The following is a 17,133-nucleotide window of genomic DNA, read 5'->3' as shown; positions in this document are numbered from 1 at the left end:
TAATACTGTATATCTGTACAGTATTTTTTCAAATAGATGTAAGGAGGATGTGATCAGTGCTGTAGGAGAAACCGACCTTGTTGCGAGGGACTTATCCCTCGCCACCCAGGCAATTTTTTCACATCGCTTTCACTGGCCGACCACGCCCTGCCCCCTAAATTGCCCAGCAACACAAACGGCTGTATCTCAGGTGTCAGGGTGAAGAGTGTGGTTGACATAAATTGCCCGGATGAGGGCCGGGCGAAAACCTTCAAGCAGTTATGGCTGCGCTTCGTTGCGCTCATCGCCCTGTGCCTGGTGGTGATGGGCGCAATGCTCTGGCCAACCACGCCGCCGAACCTGGGAATCGACAATCGCCTGGTCACTTCGGGGGCCTTGGCGGCCTGGCGCAGTGGCGACCTGATCGTGCTGGTACGCCATGAAGAACGCTGCGACCGCTCTGGCAACCCCTGCCTGGGCGCTGCGGATGGCTTGAGCCGCCCCGGCGGTGTCTCGGCCGTCGCCGTGGGTAGCGCGTTCCACACCCTGGGCATGTCCCACAGCGATGTGGTGAGCAGCCCTACCACGCGTACCGTGCAAACCTCGCGACTCATGTTCGGCGATGCCCAGATATTGCCCGACCGCTTGACCTTATGTGGCACGGCCCTCGCCCACGATCTGCCGGTACGCAAACGCCCTGGGCGCAACCTGTTGCTGGTCACCCACAGCGAATGCATCGGTGACCTGGAGCGGGTGCTGGGTTACCCCCACGCTGATGGCGCCGAATATGGCAGCTCACTGTTCGTTAAAATCAATGCGCATGGCAAGCTCAAGGTGCTGGGTGTACTGAACAGCCAGGACTGGCCCACCGCCCTTGGACACCTTTAGCGATCAGCTCACGATATCGCTGCGCTGCAGTTCTCCCTGCACCTCCAGGACAAAGGCCGGCTGGCTGGGTTTTCCCGAAATCTGCAACGTGCTCATGTTCGACTGTCGGTCATAGGCGACGATGGCTTCACCGCTCACCCCGGTAAAACGGCTGACAAACTGCAACGGTTTATCACCCAGCTGCGCCCTGATACCTGACACGTCAACCTTGTCCTCGCCGCTGACAAAGTCCTGGATCCGGTCCGGTGCCGTGGCGCTGGAGTCGTTGCCATCGCCACCGCGCAGTTCGTTATTCGCGGCGTTGCCCACCAGCCAATCGTTGCCTGTCCCACCCTTGGCATTCTCGATAGTGGCGCCATAAGCAATGGAAACGTTGCCTTTTAGGCCATCCACATCGGAAAACGTACCCTCTTCAAGACTGATTTTCTGGTCTTGGCTGTAGCCCGAGAAGTCAAGCGTGTCATTGCCGCCACCGTCCCAAATGGCGGCGACCATTTTGTCGTGCTTGGTATTGACGCTCAGGAAGTCACGACCGGTATTGGAATTGAAGCCATACGTGGTGTCGTCTTAGCGGGTCTGGTGATTGACGCCATATTTGGATTGGTAAGCGTAAATATCGTCGAGCTGGGGAGCCGACGCCCGAAAGCCCCCATGATTGGCATAGGTCGTGCGTTCGCCCCTATAGCTCATGACGCTATGGCTTTGAGAGTCTTCATGGGAGTCGATCTTCGAACGATCGAGAATGCCGTTGTAGTTGCCGGGGTGCGTAAGCCCCATTGCGTGGCCCAGTTCATGGATGATCGTATGGCGACCGGCATCACCAAGCTGGGCTTTGGGCAAGGACATATCTTTATCATTGCTTACAAACCAGACATCGCCCCCCTGCCCTTTAGCATCCGGCAGTACCGTATGGGCTTGAAGGGTCACAGCGGAGCAAGAAATACTATTTATCTCTTAAGCCGGCAGGAAAGCACCACGGCCTTGCGCAATGCCCATGAGCGCCTCATCACCCCGGCAACGGAATCACCCGCAACGGCCTGACCGACTTGTAGGAAAAGCTCGAGTAGATTTCCTTCACACACGGCAATGTCTGCAACACCTCACGGGCAAATTCGCCGAAGGACTCCAGGTCCCTGGCCACCACTTCCAGTAAAAAATCATAGCGGCCGGACACGTTATGGCAGGCGACGATTTCCGGGATGTCCAGCAACCGCTGTTCAAACGCCCGGGCGATTTCCTTGGAATGGGTATCCATCATGATGCTGACAAAGGCCGTAACCCCGTAGCCCAGGGCTTTGGGCGAAAGGATCGCCTGGTAGCCGCTGATCACGCCGCTGTCTTCCAGGTTCTTGACCCTTCGCCAGCAGGGCGAGGTGGTCAGGGACACGCGCTCGGCCAGTTCGGCGACGGTCAGGCGAGCGTTGCCTTGCAGGGCGTTGAGCAGGGCTTTGTCGGTACGGTCCAGGCTGCTGGGCATGTCTTGCCTCAAGTTGTTATTTTTATGGGATTTCATCCTTCGCCACAGGCTTTTCTCGGCAAAGTAGGCAACGTTCTGCCTCGGTTATGAGCATAGCATTGTAGGAAATAAGGAGTGTCCGACATGCACAATAAACACAACACATTCGGCTTTTCTACCCGTGCCATTCACTACGGCTACGATGCGCAAGACCATCACGGTGCCCTGGTGCCGCCGATCTATCTGTCGGCGACCTTTGCCTTCCCGACCGCCGAATACGGCGCAGGGTGTTTTGCCGGTGAAGAAAGCGGGCACTTCTACACGCGCATTTCCAACCCGACCCTGGCGCTGCTGGAATCACGCATGGCCACCCTGGAGGGCGGCGAGGCCGCAGTGGCATTCAGTTCCGGCATGGGCGCGATTGCGGCGACCTTCTGGACCCTATTACGCCCCGGCGATGAGGTGATCGTCAGCCAGACCCTGTACGGCTGTACTTTCGCCCTGCTGCACCATGGCATTGGTGAGTTCGGCATCAAGGTGCGCCATGTCGACCTGGCAGACCTCGACGCCCTGCGCGCCGCACTCTCCCCCGCGACCCGCATGATCTACTGCGAAACCCCGGCCAACCCCAACCTGCAATTGATCGACATTGCCGCCGTGGCCAAGATCGCTCACCAGCAAGCCAACGTGACCATGGTGGTTGATAACACCTACTGCACCCCGTACCTGCAACGCCCGCTGGAACTGGGCGCGGATGTGGTGGTGCATTCGGCCACCAAGTACCTCAGCGGGCATGGCGATATCACTGCCGGGATCGCCGTCAGCCGCCATGACCTGGCGCAGCGCATTCGCCTGCAGGGCTTGAAGGACCTGACCGGGGCCGTACTGTCGCCCCAGGACGCCTTTCTATTGATGCGCGGCCTCAAGACCCTGGCCCTGCGCATGGATCGCCATTGCAGCAATGCCCAGGCCGTGGCCGAGGCCTTGCAGGCCCACCCGGCAGTCGAGTCGGTGACCTACCCCGGCCTGCGCTCCTTCCCGCAATACGAGTTGGCAGCACGTCAGATGAAACTGTCGGGCGGCATGATTGCCTTTGAACTCAAGGGCGGCATCGCCACCGGCAAACGCTTCATGAACGCGCTCAAGCTGTTCAGCCGCGCAGTGAGCCTGGGCGACGCCGAATCCCTGGCCCAGCACCCGGCCAGCATGACCCACTCCACCTACACCCCGGAGGAACGTGCCCAGCACGGGATTGCCGAGGGACTGGTGCGCTTATCGGTGGGGCTGGAGGATATCGCAGACCTGCTGGCGGATATCGAGCAGGCGCTGGCGCATTGCGTCAAACGCGCACCGGCGAGCAAACCGGCGACGCATTCCGCGTAGAAATGGGGGGGTTACTTCACCAGCCGGGTTTCCTTTGAAGGCCGGTAGCCGAAGTAGGCGCTGTAGCATTTGCTGAAGTGGCTGGGCGACACAAACCCGCAGGCTACCAGCACTTCGACCTGGGACAGTTCGGTGTGCTGCAGCAGGCGCCGGGCCTCGGTGATGCGCAGCTCCATGTAGTAGCGCTGCGGTGTGGTGCCCAACTGCTCGCGGAACAAGCGCTCCAGTTGGCGCCGCGAGCGCCCGGCATACACCGCCAGTTGCTCCAGGGCCAGGGGTTCTTCGAGGTTGGCATCCATCAGGCGCACCACCTCGCGCAGCGGCGCACTCACGCAGATATTTTCGGCGGGCTTGATCCGCCGGTAACGCGACTCCTCAAACGCCAGGATATCTTCAATGCCCTCCACCAGCGCCTTGTCGTGCAGGCTCTTGATCCAGTCCAGGGCCATATGGAACGCGCCCGAAGGGCTGGACGCGCTCAGTCGGTCGCGATCAATCACATAGGGCTCGCTGCTGACCTGGGTGGCCTTGGCGATTTCCGTCAGGGCCGGGCGATGTTCCGGGTGAATGGCGCAGCGATAGCCGTCCAACACCCCGGCCTTGCCCAGAAACCACGCGCCGTTCCATAGGCCGGCGAGGATCACACCCTGTTGCGCTGCAGCCTTGAGCAGTTCGATAAAGCTTTCACCGGCCTTGAGCTGGGTGCGATAGCCGCCGCAAATCACCAACAGATCAAGGTCGCCCAGGGCGTTGTGGTCGAGGCGCGCGTCCGGGCGAATCACCAGGCCCAGGTCGCTGATCACCTCCTGCTCGTCCAGGCCAAAAGTGCGTGAAGTGAACAACCCCGGGCGCAGCAGGTTGGCGGTGATCAGGGTGTCCAGCGCCTGGGTGAAGGCCGGCAGGGAAAAGTGTTCCAGCAACACAAACCCTGCACGCACCTGGCGTTGGGCCTGGCCCGGGGTTTCGTTCAGGTAGCGCAGGTTCTTGCCTTTCATCCCGCCGCTGAATTGCCGTCTTTCCATGAGTGTTCAACCTGTGTGCGGCGCGGTATGAGGCGCCATCGCCGGCAACAGCTTAGGGCTTGATGTTTTTCAACTGGTTGAGCAAGTCGAGCAGTTGCTGCAATTGCTCTTCGCCGAACTGTTCCTGGATCTTCTGGTAGTTGCTTTCCATCCCCGCGCTCATCTCGACGAAGCACTGTTGCCCCTGCTCGGTGAGGGTCACGAACACCCGGCGCTGGTCTTCGCTGGACTTGCGCCGACGCACGATGCCGTCGCGTTCCAGGCGCGCCAACACGCCGGTCATGCTCGGTTTGAGGATGCAGGCCAGGTGCGCCAACTGATGACTCTCCAGTTCGCCCTGCTGGCGCAGGATCCGAATCACCCGCCACTGCTGCTCGGTCAATTGATGTTCATTGAGCAACGGCCGGAAAAACGCCATGGCGGCTTCGCGGGCCTGCAGCAGGGTCAGCGTCAGGGAAGGTCTGGGAGTGGACATGGCTCACGCACAAAAGAGATCGAAGCGTCGAAGCTTAGGGTCGGCTCCACGGGCATGCAAGCCGGCCGCCACACAAACTCGTTAACCTCGACACGAATTATTTTAAAGCAGCGCAAATTGTCTACCCATAATAAATATAACATGTTAACAATATGCCACTCCCTTCAGCGATCCGAAGGGCGATACCTACAAAAACAACAAAAGGAATCTGTCATGCATTTGCGCCTCCTTCCCCTGGCGGCCAGCGCTGGCCTGTGCGCTACGTTCAGCCCTTTGAGCGCCTACGCCGAGTTTATCCAGGACAGCAAGGCCAGCCTCGACCTGCGCAACTTCTATATGAACCGCGACTTTCGCCAAACCAACGCGCCGCAGAACAAGGCCGATGAGTGGGCCCAGGGCTTTGTGCTGCGCCTGGAGTCGGGCTACACCGAAGGCCGGGTGGGCTTTGGCGTGGATGCCCTGGGTGAGCTGGGGGTCAAGCTCGACTCCAGCCGCGACCGCCGTGGCACCGGGCTGCTGCCGTATGGCGCCAGCCAGCAGCCCGTCGACAATTACAGTGAGCTGGGCCTGACGGCCAAGGTGCGGGTCTCGAAAACCGTGCTCAAGGCCGGCACCCTGCAGCCGCAGTTGCCGGTGGCCGCCTACAACGACACCCGGCTCCTGCCTTCGACCTATAGCGGCGAGTTGCTCACCTCCCAGGACATCGCCGGCCTGACCCTGAACCTGGGCCGCCTGGAAAAACAAAACCTGCGCGACTCTTCCAGCAACGACGCGATGAGCTACGCCGGCGTCGACAGCAACCACCTGGACCTGGCCGGCGGCACCTATGCAATCACCCCACAGCTGGCGACGACTTACTACTACGCACAGATGCAGGATATCTACCGCCAGCACTTCATCGGCCTGGTGCACGACCTGCCGCTGAGCAACGGCATGAGCCTGCGCAGCGACCTGCGCTACTTCGATACCCGCGAACAGGGCAGCCATGAATTGCGCGGCGCTTCGCGGGTGGACGGCGGGCGCATCGACAACCGGTTCTTCAACGGCATGCTGAGCCTGTCGACAGGGGCGCACAAGTTCGGCCTGGGCTACCAGAACCTGTCAGGCCATGGCGATTTCGCCTACCCCGGCATGGACCCCTACTCGGTCAACCTGGTAACCATCAATGTGTTCACCAAGGCCGAGACCGATGCCTGGCAAGCGCGCTATGACTACAACTTCGCCGCCCTCGGCCTGCCGGGGCTGACCTTTATGACGCGCTATGTGGACGGCAGCCATGTGCAGACCGCCAGCGTGCGCAATGGCCGCGAATGGGAGCGCGATACCGACCTGACCTACACCGTGCAGAGCGGGCCGCTGAAAAACGTCAACGTCAGGCTGCGTAACGCGACCCTGCGGTCGAGCAACGGCCTGACCAGTGATATCGACGAAAACCGCATCATCGTCGGCTACAGCCTGGCGCTGTGGTGATCAACGCAGGCCCGATTGACGCAGGCGGTACTCCCCCGGCGTCATCTGTGCATAACGCTGGAAGAACCGGCTGAAATAGGCCGGGTCCTTGAACCCCAACTGGTAGCAGATTTCATTCGCGGAACTGCCGGTAAACAGCAGCAGGCGCCGGGCTTCCTGCATCAGCCGTTCCAGCACCAGGCGCTTGGACGGCAGGTCGGCAATACGCCGGCATACGTCGTTGAGCCGCGCCTCGGTCACGCCAATGTGCTCGGCGTACGCCGACAGCGGCCAATGCAGCAAATAGTGGTCTTCGATCAGTTCATTGAAGCGATGGAAGATGCGCAAGTCTTCGTGGCGCGCCGGGCGCGCTTCCAGGGAATTGGCGCACAGGCGCAGCAGGCTGATCATGATCAGGCGGGTCAGGCTTTCCAGGGCTGTCGCCCGCCCGGCGCCCGTGCTGTTGACCTCGTTGCACAGCTCGTCGAACAGCCACTCCAGCCGCTTGATCTCGGGCTCAAACGTGGGTGCCAGGCGTGCCAGCGCGACGCAGGCGGGCGGTATCTGCGGGCCGGGCGCAAGGCTCGGGTCGGCATCAATCAGCGCCCGTACCAGTTGCTGGCGCACGGTCAGGACATGGCCGTCGGCATCGGCTTCGGTGACAAAGGCATGGGCTACCGTGGGCGGTGTGAGAAAAAACATCGGCCCGGATTCCAGGTACTGCTGATCGTCGAGGTAGACCCGCACGGCGCCACTCTTGACGTAATGCACCTGGAAAAACCGGTCATGCCGATGCACGGGCATATTGCGCCCGAAAAACCCCGCCAGGTTGCCGAGCCGGTCGTAATGCACGTCGGCATCGCTGTAGCGCTGGTCGTAGACCTGGCCGATGTTGATGTTGGGGATCGGTTTCACAGGCGCCTCTTTATTGTTTTTTGCACCCGATGATTTTGCCACGCTTGACGGTAGTTAACATATTAATTATAACGTTAACACATTAACGAACTGCCTCCAGAGCAGTCGCCATCGCCAGGAGAAATCCATGAGCCGTACCCTGCATGATGTTGCCAGCGGCACCCTGTTCGGCGTCGCGCTGAACTACCAGGGCTTGCTGAACCAGCGTCTCGCCGAATTCGAGCAGCCGCCGTACCAGAAGCCGCCGGTCAAGCCGGTGCTGTTTATCAAGACCCCCAACACCCGCAACAGCCATGACGGCATCGTGCTCCAGCCCCACGGCGAACGCCTGCAACCGGGCCCGGCCCTGGGCGTGGTGATTGGCAAAAGCGCCAGCCGCGTCAGCGTGGAAAATGCCCTGGAGCACGTGGCGGGCTACGTCATCGTCAATGAGTTCAGCCTGCCGGAAGACAGCTACTACCGCCCCGCCGTCAAAGCCAAGTGCCGCGACGGGTTCTGCGCCCTGGGCCCTGAGCTGGTGGCCCGCGAGCAGATCGCCAACCCCCATCAGTTGAGCCTCAAGCTGTTCGTCAACGGCGAGTTGCGCCAGCAGAACACCACGGCCAATTTTGTGCGCGACATTCCCCGCTTGATCGCCGAAATCAGCGAGTTCATGACCCTGCATGCGGGCGATGTGCTGATCACCGGCACGCCTGAAGGCCGGGTGGATGTGCAGCCCGGCGACACCGTCGAAGTCGAGATCAGCGGCCTGGGCCGCCTGGTCAACCACATCCAGGCCGAGGAACACCCATGAAACACGCCCGTATCCGCTATGCAGGCCAGGTCCATCAGGTCCACGTCGAAGCCGATAACGCTGTGCGCCTGGCCGATGGCCGGCTGCTGGCCGAAGATCAAGTCGAGTGGCTGCCACCGGCCACCGGCAATATGTTCGCCCTGGGTCTGAACTACGCCGACCATGCCGCCGAACTGGCCTTCGCCCCGCCGACCGAGCCGCTGGCCTTTATCAAGTCGCCAGGCACCTACACCGGGCACAACCAGATCACCTGGCGCCCGGACAACATCGCCTATATGCACTACGAGTGCGAACTGGTGGCGGTGATCGGCAAGCCGGCGCGCAACGTCAAGCGCGAGGACGCCCTGGAGTACCTGGCCGGCTACACCGTGTGCAACGACTACGCGATCCGCGACTACCTGGAAAACTACTACCGCCCCAACCTGCGTGTGAAAAACCGCGACGCCACCACCCCGGTCGGCCCATGGATGGTCGACGTGGCCGATGTGCCGGACCCAGGCAACCTGACCCTGCGCACCTGGATCAACGGTGAGTTGCGCCAGGAAGGCAGCACCCGCGACATGATTTTCGATATCCCCTACCTGATCGAATACCTGTCCAGCTTCATGACCCTGCAACCCGGCGACATGATCGCCACCGGCACCCCCGAAGGCCTGGCCGATGTGGTGCCAGGGGATGAAGTGGTGGTGGAAGTGCAAGGCGTCGGCCGCCTGGTCAACCGAATTGTCAGCGAGGCGGACTTTTTCGCCGCCCGGAAAGAGGCTTGAACCCCATGATCAAACACTGGATCAACGGCCGCGAGGTCGAAAGCAAAGACACCTTCATCAACTACAACCCCGCCACCGGCGAGGCGATTGGTGAAGTGGCCAGCGGTGGCGCTGAAGAAGTCGCCCAGGCCGTGGCCGCGGCCAAGGAAGCCTTCCCGAAGTGGGCCAACACCCCGGCCAAGGAGCGCGCGCGCCTGATGCGCAAGCTCGGCGAACTGATCGAGCAGAACGTACCGCACCTGGCCGAACTGGAAACCCTGGACACCGGCCTGCCGATCCACCAGACCAAGAACGTGCTGATCCCTCGGGCCTCGCACAACTTTGATTTCTTCGCCGAAGTCTGCACGCGCATGGACGGCCACAGCTACCCGGTGGACGACCAGATGCTCAACTACACCCTGTACCAACCGGTGGGTGTGTGCGCGCTGGTGTCGCCATGGAACGTACCGTTCATGACCGCCACCTGGAAGACCGCCCCGTGCCTGGCCCTGGGCAACACGGCGGTACTGAAGATGTCCGAGCTGTCGCCGCTGACCGCCAACGAACTGGGACGCCTGGCGTTGGAAGCAGGAATCCCCAAGGGCGTGCTCAACGTGATCCAGGGCTACGGCGCCACCGCCGGCGATGCCCTGGTGCGTCACCCGGATGTGCGGGCAATTTCCTTTACCGGCGGCACCGCCACCGGCAAGAAGATCATGCAGACCGCCGGCCTGAAAAAGTACTCCATGGAGCTGGGCGGCAAGTCGCCAGTGCTGATTTTTGAAGACGCCGACCTCGAACGGGCCCTGGATGCCGCGCTGTTCACCATCTTCTCGCTCAACGGCGAGCGCTGCACCGCCGGCAGCCGGGTGTTTATCCAGGAGAGCGTGTACCCGCAGTTCGTCGCCGAGTTCGCCGCCCGCGCCAAACGCCTGATTGTCGGTGACCCGCAAGACCCGAACACCCAGGTGGGCTCGATGATCACGCAAGCCCACTATGACAAAGTCACCGGCTACATCAAGATTGGCCTAGAAGAAGGCGCCAACCTGGTTGCAGGCGGCCTGGAGCGGCCGGCCAACCTGCCGGCGCACCTGGCACGCGGGCAGTTTATCCAGCCAACCGTGTTCGCCGATGTCAACAACAACATGCGCATCGCCCAGGAAGAAATCTTCGGTCCGGTGGTGTGCCTGATTCCCTTCAAGGACGAAGCCGAGGCCCTGCAACTGGCCAACGAGACCGAGTATGGCCTGGCGTCCTATATCTGGACCCAGGACATCGGCAAGGCCCATCGCCTGGCCCGTGGCATCGAGGCCGGCATGGTGTTTATCAACAGCCAGAACGTGCGCGACCTGCGTCAGCCGTTCGGCGGGGTCAAGGGCTCGGGGACCGGTCGTGAAGGCGGCCAGTACAGCTTCGAAGTGTTCGCCGAGATCAAGAACGTGTGCATTTCCATGGGCAGCCACCACATCCCGCGCTGGGGCGTGTAACCCGCCGGGGCTGGCTCCTACAGGGTCCGTAGCGCACCAACAAGAATAATGAAATCAGGAGAATGATCATGGGTGAAGTAGTCCTGGCGGCGAAAATCTGCCACGTGCCTTCCATGTACCTGTCGGAACTGCCGGGCAAGCACCACGGTTGCCGCGAGGCGGCGATTGCCGGGCACAAGGAGATCGGGCGCCGCGCCCGTGAACTGGGGGCCGACACCGCTGTGGTATTCGATGTGCACTGGCTGGTCAACAGCGGTTACCACGTCAACGGTGGCGAGCGCTTCCAGGGCACCTACACCAGCAATGAGCTGCCGCACTTCATCAAGAACATGGAGTACGCCTACCCCGGCTGCCCGGAACTGGGTGAACTGATTGCCGCCGAAGCCAACCTGGCCGGGGTGCGCACCATGAACCACAACATCCCGAGCCTGGAGCTGGAATACGGCACCCTGGTGCCCATGCGCTACATGCACATGGACGTGCCCCAAGAGCAGAAATTCAAGGTGATCTCCATCGCCGCCTGGTGCGCCTGGCATCGCCTGGCAGACAGCTTCGCCTTCGGTGCCGCCGTGCGCCGGGCCATCGAGAAGAGTGATCGCAAGGTGCTGGTGCTGGCTTCCGGGTCACTGTCGCACCGCTTCTCCGACGACCGCGAAGCCGAAGCCAATATCCACAACTGGACCCGCGAGTTCGACAAGCAAGTGGACATGCACGTGGTGCAGATGTGGCGCGAAGGCCGCTTCAAGGAGTTCTGCGCGATGCTCCCTGACTACGCCGAACACTGCTTTGGCGAGGGCAAGATGCACGACACCGCGATGCTCCTGGGCTTGCTCGGCGGGCCTGAGTACAACCGCCCGGCCGAGATCATCACCGAGCCGTTCGGCAGCTCCGGCACCGGCCAGATCAACGCCATTTTCCCGCTCTGAATACAACACCCGCAGATGTGGGCGCAGTCTCGCCCGGCGAGGCTGCGATAGCGGTGGGCCAGGCAGCATCAATGTTGGCGGTGCCGCTGCCATCGCTGCCTCGCCCGGCAACACAGCGCCCACATTAATCGCCTACAGAAGGAGGCTTTGCATGCCGCATTTCATCGCCGAATACACCGACAACCTCGAACCCCAGGCCGATCTGCCAGGGCTGTTTGAAAAGGTCCACCAGGTGCTGGGAGACAGTGGCGTGTTCCCCCTCGGCGGCATCCGCAGCCGCGCGGTGCGCCTGGACACCTGGCGCATGGCCGATGGCAAGCACGACTACGCCTTCGTCCATATGACCCTCAAGGTCGGCCACGGTCGGGATCTGCCTACCCGTCAGGCGGTGGCTGAAACCCTGTTCATGGTGATCACCGAGCACTTCGCCGCCCTGCAGGCACAACGGCTGCTGGCGCTGTCCTTCGAGATGGTCGAGCTGCACCCGCAGTTGAATTTCAAACAGAACAACGTCCACGCGTTTTTAAGCAACCAGGCGGATTGATCCCCGCCTCCCCCCAACGGCCTCTCAGACAAAAAGTACAACATCATGAGCACAGCCAATACCGCCCACAGCGTCACCCTTGCCGAGCATGATCGCACCCACAGCACCGTCACCTGGCGCCTGATGCCGTTGTTGCTGATCTGTTACCTGTTTGCCCACCTGGACCGGATCAACATCGGGTTCGCCAAGATGCAGATGAGCAACGACCTGCATTTCAGCGACACGGTGTATGGCTTCGGTGCAGGTCTGTTTTTTATCGCCTACGCGCTGTTCGGCGTGCCCAGCAACATTGCCCTAGACCGCGTTGGGCCACGGCGCTGGATCGCCTGCCTGATGGTGGTGTGGGGCATCCTGTCCACCAGCATGCTGTGGATCGAAAGCTCCACCGGCTTCTACGTCCTGCGTTTTTTGCTGGGCGTGGCCGAAGCGGGTTTCTTCCCCGGGATCCTGGTGTTTCTCAACCGCTGGTACCCGGCGCGCCGACGTGCGCAGATCACCGCCCTGTTCGCCATCGCCGTGCCCATGGCCGGGGTGATTGGCGGGCCGCTCTCAGGGGCGATCCTGGAAAACTTCCACGACTTCGGCGGGATGCGCGGCTGGCAGTGGATGTTCCTGATCGAAGGCGCACCCGTGGTGCTGCTGGGCCTGGTGGTGCTCAAGTACCTGCCGGACAGTTTTGAAACGGTGAAATGGCTGGAGCCTGCGCAGAAACAACAATTGCGCGAACAGTTGAGCACCGAGGAAAAGCGCAAATCCATCACCTCCTTCGGCGGCATCCTGCGCGACCCGCAAGTGTGGCTGCTGGTAGCGATCTATTTTGCGGTGATGCTGGCGGTCAACACCCTGGCGTTCTGGATGCCCACCCTGATCCATGGCGCCGGCATCGGCCGCGACAGCCAGGTCGGCCTGCTGAGCGCCGTGCCGTACCTGGCCGGCTGCTTCTTCATGATCGGCTGCGGACGCTCCTCGGACCGCAACCGCGAACGCCGCTGGCACTTGTGTGTGCCATTGCTGATGGCGGCGGCGGGGATCGCGGTGGCCGGCCTGGCACCGGGCAACTCGCTGGTGGTGATGGGCGGCCTGATTGTCGCTGGCATGGGCGCCAGCGCCGCGCTGCCGATGTTCTGGCAACTGCCGCCGGCCTTCCTGTCCAACTGCACCCAGGCGGCCGGGATCGCCATGATCAGCTCGTTTGGCAGCATTGCCTCGTTCCTTGCGCCGTACCTGATTGGCTGGATGCGCGACACCACCCAGAGCGCCAGCCTCGCCCTGTACGTACTGGCGCTGTTTATCGCCCTTGGCGGCCTGCTGGTGCTGCGCACCAACGCTGCCATCGTCAACCCTCAGTAAGAGACCCTTGTCATGCTTGATCCACAGCTCATCCTGCAAGCCGCCGCCCAGCTGGACCATGCCGAACGCAGCCGCGAACAGGTACGCCAGTTTTCCCTTGAGCATCCGGCGATCACGATCGAGGACGCCTACGCCATCCAGCGCGCCTGGGTCGCCCAGAAGATCAAGGGCGGCCGCAAGCTGGTCGGGCACAAGATCGGCCTGACCTCGCGGGCGATGCAGGTGTCGTCGAACATCACCGAACCGGACTACGGTGCGCTGCTCGATGACATGCTGTTTGAGGAAGGCACCGACATTCCGTTCGAGCGCTTTATCGTGCCGCGGGTCGAGGTCGAACTGGCCTTCATCCTCGGCAAGCCGCTCAAGGGCCCCAACTGCACGATTTTTGATGTGCTCGACGCCACCGAGTGGGTGATCCCGGCCCTGGAAATCATCGACGCGCGTATCCAGCAGATCGACCCGCACACCAAGGCCACGCGCAAAGTGTTCGACACCATCTCCGACAACGCCGCGAATGCCGGCGTGGTCATGGGCGGCCGCGCGGTGCGGCCAACCGAAATCGACCTGCGCAAAGTGCCGGCGGTGCTGTACCGCAACGGCGTGATCGAAGAGTCCGGGGTCTCGGCCGCCGTGCTCAACCATCCGGCCAAGGGCGTGGCCTGGCTGGCAAACAAGCTGGCGCCCTACGACGTCACCTTGCTGCCGGGGCAGATCATCCTCGGCGGCTCATTTACCCGGCCGGTGGCGGCCAGCCCGGGCGATACCTTCCATGTCGACTACGACATGCTCGGTTCGATTTCCTGCCGCTTCGTCTGACCCCTGGAGGACTGATTCATGGACATGCCTGTCAACCGCTTCAAACAGCGGCTCGCCAGCGGTGAAACGCAGATCGGCCTGTGGCTGGGCCTGGCGGACGCGTACTGCGCGGAACTGGCGGCCAATGCCGGTTTCGACTGGCTGCTGATCGACGGCGAACACGCCCCCAACGACGTGCGCGGCATGCTCGGCCAATTGCAGGCCGTGGCGCCCTACCCCAGCGCGGCGGTGATTCGCCCGGTGATCGGCGATACCGCGCTAATCAAGCAGGTGTTGGATATCGGCGCGCAGACCCTGCTGGTGCCGATGGTCGAAAGCGCCGCCCAGGCCCGGGAGCTGGTGCGCGCCATGCGCTATCCGCCCCAAGGCATACGCGGTGTGGGCAGTGCGCTGGCGCGGGCTTCGCGCTGGAACAGCATCGACGGCTACCTGGACCAGGCCGATGCACAGATGTGCCTGCTGGTGCAGATCGAAAGCCTGCAAGGCCTGGCCAACCTCGACGCGATTGCCGCCGTCGAGGGGGTGGACGGCGTGTTTATCGGCCCGGCGGATTTGAGTGCCTCCATGGGCCACCGAGGCAATCCGGGGCACCCAGACGTGCAAGCGGCAATCGAAGATGCCATTGCGCGGATCCGCCAGGCGGGCAAGGCGGCGGGGATTCTCAGTGCCGACGAGAAACTGGCCCGGCGTTACATCGAACTGGGCGCGGGGTTTGTCGCGGTGGGGGTGGATACCACGGTGCTGATGCGTGGGTTGCAGGGGTTGGTGGGCACGTTCAAAGACAAACCCGCGCCAGCGAGCACTGGCGGCGTCTACTAATCACCTTCAAACGCCGCAGGACCCAATGTGGGAGCGGGCTTGCTCGCGAAAGCGGTGTGTCAGTCAATATATTCAGTGACTGAACCACTGCTTTCGCGAGCAAGCCCGCTCCCACATTTTGGATGCGTGGTGTTTGAGAGATCGTGTTTCAGCGCTTGATGTTTTTCAGCTCGTCCAACAGCCCCAGCAAAGTCTGCAACTTCTCCTCCCCCAGTTGCTCCTGCAAGCGCTGGTAGTTGGCCTCCATGCACTGGCTCATGGAGGCAAAACTCGCCCGCCCCTTATCCGCCAGGGTCACCAGTACCCGCCGCTGATCCTGCTCGGCCTTGCGCCGATGGATCATCCCCGCCGCTTCCATGCGCACCAGCACGCCAGTCATGCTCGGTTTGAGGATGCAGGCCAGTTCCGCCAGTTGGTAAATCTCCAGTTCATCGTGTTGATTGAGGATGCGGATCACCCGCCATTGCTGCTCGGTGAGGCCGTGCTCGTTCAGCGAGGGGCGGAAAAAACTCATGGCCGCTTCGCGGGCCTGTAGCAAAGTGAGGGTCAGGGACTGCCGGGGTTTGAGCATAGAGTCAGGGTCACGTGATATTTAGTTAATGTTTTAACGAAACTCTAACATCCCCACCCCGCGCAAGCGCTATAACTTAATGGTCGCGCACGTCCATGGCGCGCTGAATCAAAAGCCCCGGCACGCAGGATCAAGACATTGCTGCCGCCAAAGCCCCTAATGAAGACATCTGCTTTAGAGCCTTCCTTCACTTTTCAGGCTGCGCCATGATCACTATTGAAACCCCCACGTATTACACCGCCACCAAGAAGTACAACCTGAGCTTTCCCACCCTGGAGCAGGACATCGAGGCCGACGTCGTCGTGATCGGCGGCGGCTTTTCCGGGATCAACACGGCGCTGGAACTGGCAGAAAAGGGCATCACCAATATTGTCGTGCTGGAGGCGCGCTACCTGGGCTTTGGCGGCACCGGGCGCAATGGCGGGCAGATCATGGCCGGCATCGGCCACGACCTGGAGAAAATCAAGCAAGACGTCGGCGAAGACGGCCTGCGCCAAGTGTTCGAGATCAGTGACCTGGGCGCCGACATCATCAAAGACCGGATCGCCAAGTACAATATCGACGCCGATTTCTGCCATGGCTACGGCTATATGGGCTTCAACGCCCGTCAGGAAAAGACCCTGCGGGCCTGGGAAAAAGACTTCAAGTCGATCAACAGCAAGCATGAAATCCGCTTTCTCGGCGGCTCCGATGTCCAGCAGATCATCGGCTCCGACGCCTACAGCAGCGCCCTGTTGCATATGGGCGGCGGGCATGTGCATTCGCTGAACCTGCTGCTGGGCGAAGCCACCGCCCTGGCCGGCCTTGGCGTGCGGATCTTCGAGAACAGCCCGGCCCTGGAAGTCAGCTATGGCGAGCGCATCACCGTGCGCACCGGGCGCGGCTCGGTCAAGGCCAGCAAGCTGTTGTGGGCCTGCGACAGTTTTCTCAACAAGCTGGAGCCGGAGCTGCATCGCTCGACCATCAACACCTACGCGTTCCAGATGATGACCGAGCCGTTGAGCGAAGAACTGATCCAGCGGATAAGCCCGATTCGCGGGGCCTACAGCGACATCCGCCCGGTGATCGACTACTACCGCGTGACCAACGAAAACCGCCTGCTGTTCGGCGCCGCCACGCCGCTGGTAGAGCACATTCCCGGCGATTTGAAAGCCTGGAACCGCAAGTTGATGCTGAAGATCTTCCCCTACCTCAAGGACGTGAAAATCGACCTGGCCTGGGGCGGCCCGATGGCCTGCAGCCCCAACCTGTTCCCCCAGATCGGCACCCTGCCGGGGCGCAGCAATGCGTTCTTCGTCCAGGGTTATTCGGGCTTTGGCGTCACCCCCAGCCACATCATCTGCAAGGTCCTGGCCGAAGGCATGAGCGAAGGCTCGGCGCGCTATGACCTGGTCAGCTCAATCCACCGCCCGACGATTATCGGCAAGGACGCAATCCGCCCCTTGCTGCTGACCGCCGGCAAATCCTGGCACCAACTGTCCGGTTACTGGAATGGTCGCCGCTAACTCCATTTT

General features: G+C 61.7%; 19 protein-coding genes. 13 read left to right on the top strand and 6 right to left on the bottom strand.

All coding sequences use genetic code 11. From position 1 onward, the window contains the following. The first annotated feature begins 207 nt into the window (after nt 1-207). Complete coding sequence (locus HBO24_RS11850) at nt 208-867, top strand: histidine phosphatase family protein (protein ID WP_222933242.1); 660 nt, start codon at nt 208-210, stop codon at nt 865-867. A 3-nt stretch (nt 868-870) separates the two neighbouring features. Here the strand turns inward: HBO24_RS11850 and HBO24_RS11845 are convergent, their stop codons facing one another. Further along, entirely contained in the window at nt 871-1,389 is a 519-nt protein-coding gene (locus HBO24_RS11845) for a M10 family metallopeptidase C-terminal domain-containing protein (protein WP_170059769.1), read from the bottom strand. Here HBO24_RS11845 and HBO24_RS11840 point away from each other — a divergent pair. After that, nucleotides 1,369-1,908 carry a hypothetical protein gene (locus tag HBO24_RS11840; protein WP_169960177.1) on the top strand — a complete coding sequence of 180 codons (540 nt, stop codon included), beginning with the start codon at nt 1,369-1,371 and terminating at the stop codon, nt 1,906-1,908. The genes HBO24_RS11845 and HBO24_RS11840 overlap by 21 nt on opposite strands. Here HBO24_RS11840 and HBO24_RS11835 read toward each other — a convergent pair. After that, complete coding sequence (locus tag HBO24_RS11835; protein ID WP_032863716.1) at nt 1,874-2,344, bottom strand: Lrp/AsnC family transcriptional regulator; 471 nt, start codon at nt 2,342-2,344, stop codon at nt 1,874-1,876. The genes HBO24_RS11840 and HBO24_RS11835 overlap by 35 nt on opposite strands. Before the next feature lie 123 nt (nt 2,345-2,467). On the opposite strand from HBO24_RS11835, the gene HBO24_RS11830 reads away from it, so the two are divergent. After that, a complete protein-coding gene (locus HBO24_RS11830; RefSeq protein WP_115128595.1) occupies nt 2,468-3,706 on the top strand; it encodes a methionine gamma-lyase in 1,239 nt (412 codons plus the stop codon). 11 nt (nt 3,707-3,717) lie between these two features. On the opposite strand, the gene HBO24_RS11825 is transcribed toward HBO24_RS11830, so the two are convergent. After that, nucleotides 3,718-4,728, bottom strand: a complete 1,011-nt coding sequence (locus tag HBO24_RS11825; RefSeq protein WP_081044276.1) for a GlxA family transcriptional regulator — start codon at nt 4,726-4,728, stop codon at nt 3,718-3,720. Between the two features lie 52 nt (nt 4,729-4,780). Beyond that, nucleotides 4,781-5,203, bottom strand: coding sequence for a homoprotocatechuate degradation operon regulator HpaR (hpaR, locus tag HBO24_RS11820; RefSeq protein WP_057441641.1), 423 nt, complete (start codon nt 5,201-5,203; stop codon nt 4,781-4,783). A gap of 213 nt (nt 5,204-5,416) precedes the next feature. Here hpaR (HBO24_RS11820) and HBO24_RS11815 point away from each other — a divergent pair, with 213 nt between their 5' ends. Further along, nucleotides 5,417-6,673 (top strand): OprD family porin, encoded by a 1,257-nt coding sequence (locus tag HBO24_RS11815; RefSeq protein WP_120734452.1) that lies wholly within the window; start codon nt 5,417-5,419, stop codon nt 6,671-6,673. Here the strand turns inward: HBO24_RS11815 and hpaA are convergent, their stop codons facing one another. Then, nucleotides 6,674-7,567, bottom strand: coding sequence for a 4-hydroxyphenylacetate catabolism regulatory protein HpaA (gene hpaA, locus HBO24_RS11810; RefSeq protein WP_057441645.1), 894 nt, complete (start codon nt 7,565-7,567; stop codon nt 6,674-6,676). It abuts the gene before it with no gap. 127 nt (nt 7,568-7,694) lie between these two features. On the opposite strand from hpaA, the gene HBO24_RS11805 reads away from it, so the two are divergent. From HBO24_RS11805 to hpaI, 8 genes are all read left to right on the top strand, one after another. Then, nucleotides 7,695-8,360, top strand: a complete 666-nt coding sequence (locus HBO24_RS11805; RefSeq protein WP_057441647.1) for a fumarylacetoacetate hydrolase family protein — start codon at nt 7,695-7,697, stop codon at nt 8,358-8,360. Further along, nucleotides 8,357-9,127, top strand: coding sequence for a fumarylacetoacetate hydrolase family protein (locus HBO24_RS11800; RefSeq protein ID WP_057441649.1), 771 nt, complete (start codon nt 8,357-8,359; stop codon nt 9,125-9,127). The genes HBO24_RS11805 and HBO24_RS11800 overlap by 4 nt, the downstream gene beginning before the upstream one ends. A gap of 5 nt (nt 9,128-9,132) precedes the next feature. Continuing rightward, nucleotides 9,133-10,593, top strand: a complete 1,461-nt coding sequence (hpaE, locus tag HBO24_RS11795) for a 5-carboxymethyl-2-hydroxymuconate semialdehyde dehydrogenase (RefSeq protein WP_057441651.1) — start codon at nt 9,133-9,135, stop codon at nt 10,591-10,593. 68 nt (nt 10,594-10,661) lie between these two features. Then, nucleotides 10,662-11,519 (top strand): 3,4-dihydroxyphenylacetate 2,3-dioxygenase, encoded by an 858-nt coding sequence (gene hpaD, locus HBO24_RS11790; protein WP_057441719.1) that lies wholly within the window; start codon nt 10,662-10,664, stop codon nt 11,517-11,519. Nucleotides 11,520-11,670: 151 nt separating this feature from the next. Beyond that, nucleotides 11,671-12,063 carry a 5-carboxymethyl-2-hydroxymuconate Delta-isomerase gene (locus HBO24_RS11785; RefSeq protein WP_170059751.1) on the top strand — a complete coding sequence of 131 codons (393 nt, stop codon included), beginning with the start codon at nt 11,671-11,673 and terminating at the stop codon, nt 12,061-12,063. Nucleotides 12,064-12,108: 45 nt separating this feature from the next. Continuing rightward, nucleotides 12,109-13,413, top strand: a complete 1,305-nt coding sequence (locus tag HBO24_RS11780) for an MFS transporter (RefSeq protein ID WP_057441655.1) — start codon at nt 12,109-12,111, stop codon at nt 13,411-13,413. A gap of 12 nt (nt 13,414-13,425) precedes the next feature. Beyond that, entirely contained in the window at nt 13,426-14,229 is an 804-nt protein-coding gene (hpaH, locus tag HBO24_RS11775) for a 2-oxo-hept-4-ene-1,7-dioate hydratase (protein WP_057441657.1), read from the top strand. Nucleotides 14,230-14,247: 18 nt separating this feature from the next. Then, nucleotides 14,248-15,048 carry a 4-hydroxy-2-oxoheptanedioate aldolase gene (hpaI, locus tag HBO24_RS11770; protein WP_170059750.1) on the top strand — a complete coding sequence of 267 codons (801 nt, stop codon included), beginning with the start codon at nt 14,248-14,250 and terminating at the stop codon, nt 15,046-15,048. Nucleotides 15,049-15,196: 148 nt separating this feature from the next. Here the strand turns inward: hpaI and hpaR (HBO24_RS11765) are convergent, their stop codons facing one another. Then, nucleotides 15,197-15,619: a homoprotocatechuate degradation operon regulator HpaR gene (gene hpaR / locus HBO24_RS11765; RefSeq protein WP_057960125.1), complete on the bottom strand. Its 423-nt coding sequence runs from the start codon at nt 15,617-15,619 to the stop codon at nt 15,197-15,199. A gap of 206 nt (nt 15,620-15,825) precedes the next feature. On the opposite strand from hpaR (HBO24_RS11765), the gene HBO24_RS11760 reads away from it, so the two are divergent. Then, complete coding sequence (locus tag HBO24_RS11760) at nt 15,826-17,124, top strand: FAD-binding oxidoreductase (protein ID WP_057441663.1); 1,299 nt, start codon at nt 15,826-15,828, stop codon at nt 17,122-17,124. The last annotated feature ends 9 nt before the right edge of the window (nt 17,125-17,133 follow it).

Source organism: Pseudomonas sp. WS 5410 (genome assembly GCF_012985645.1).
GTDB classification, from domain to species: domain Bacteria; phylum Pseudomonadota; class Gammaproteobacteria; order Pseudomonadales; family Pseudomonadaceae; genus Aquipseudomonas; species Aquipseudomonas shahriarae.
Note: the sequence above shows the minus strand (reverse complement) of the source record. Positions and strands in the feature narration are given on the sequence as shown.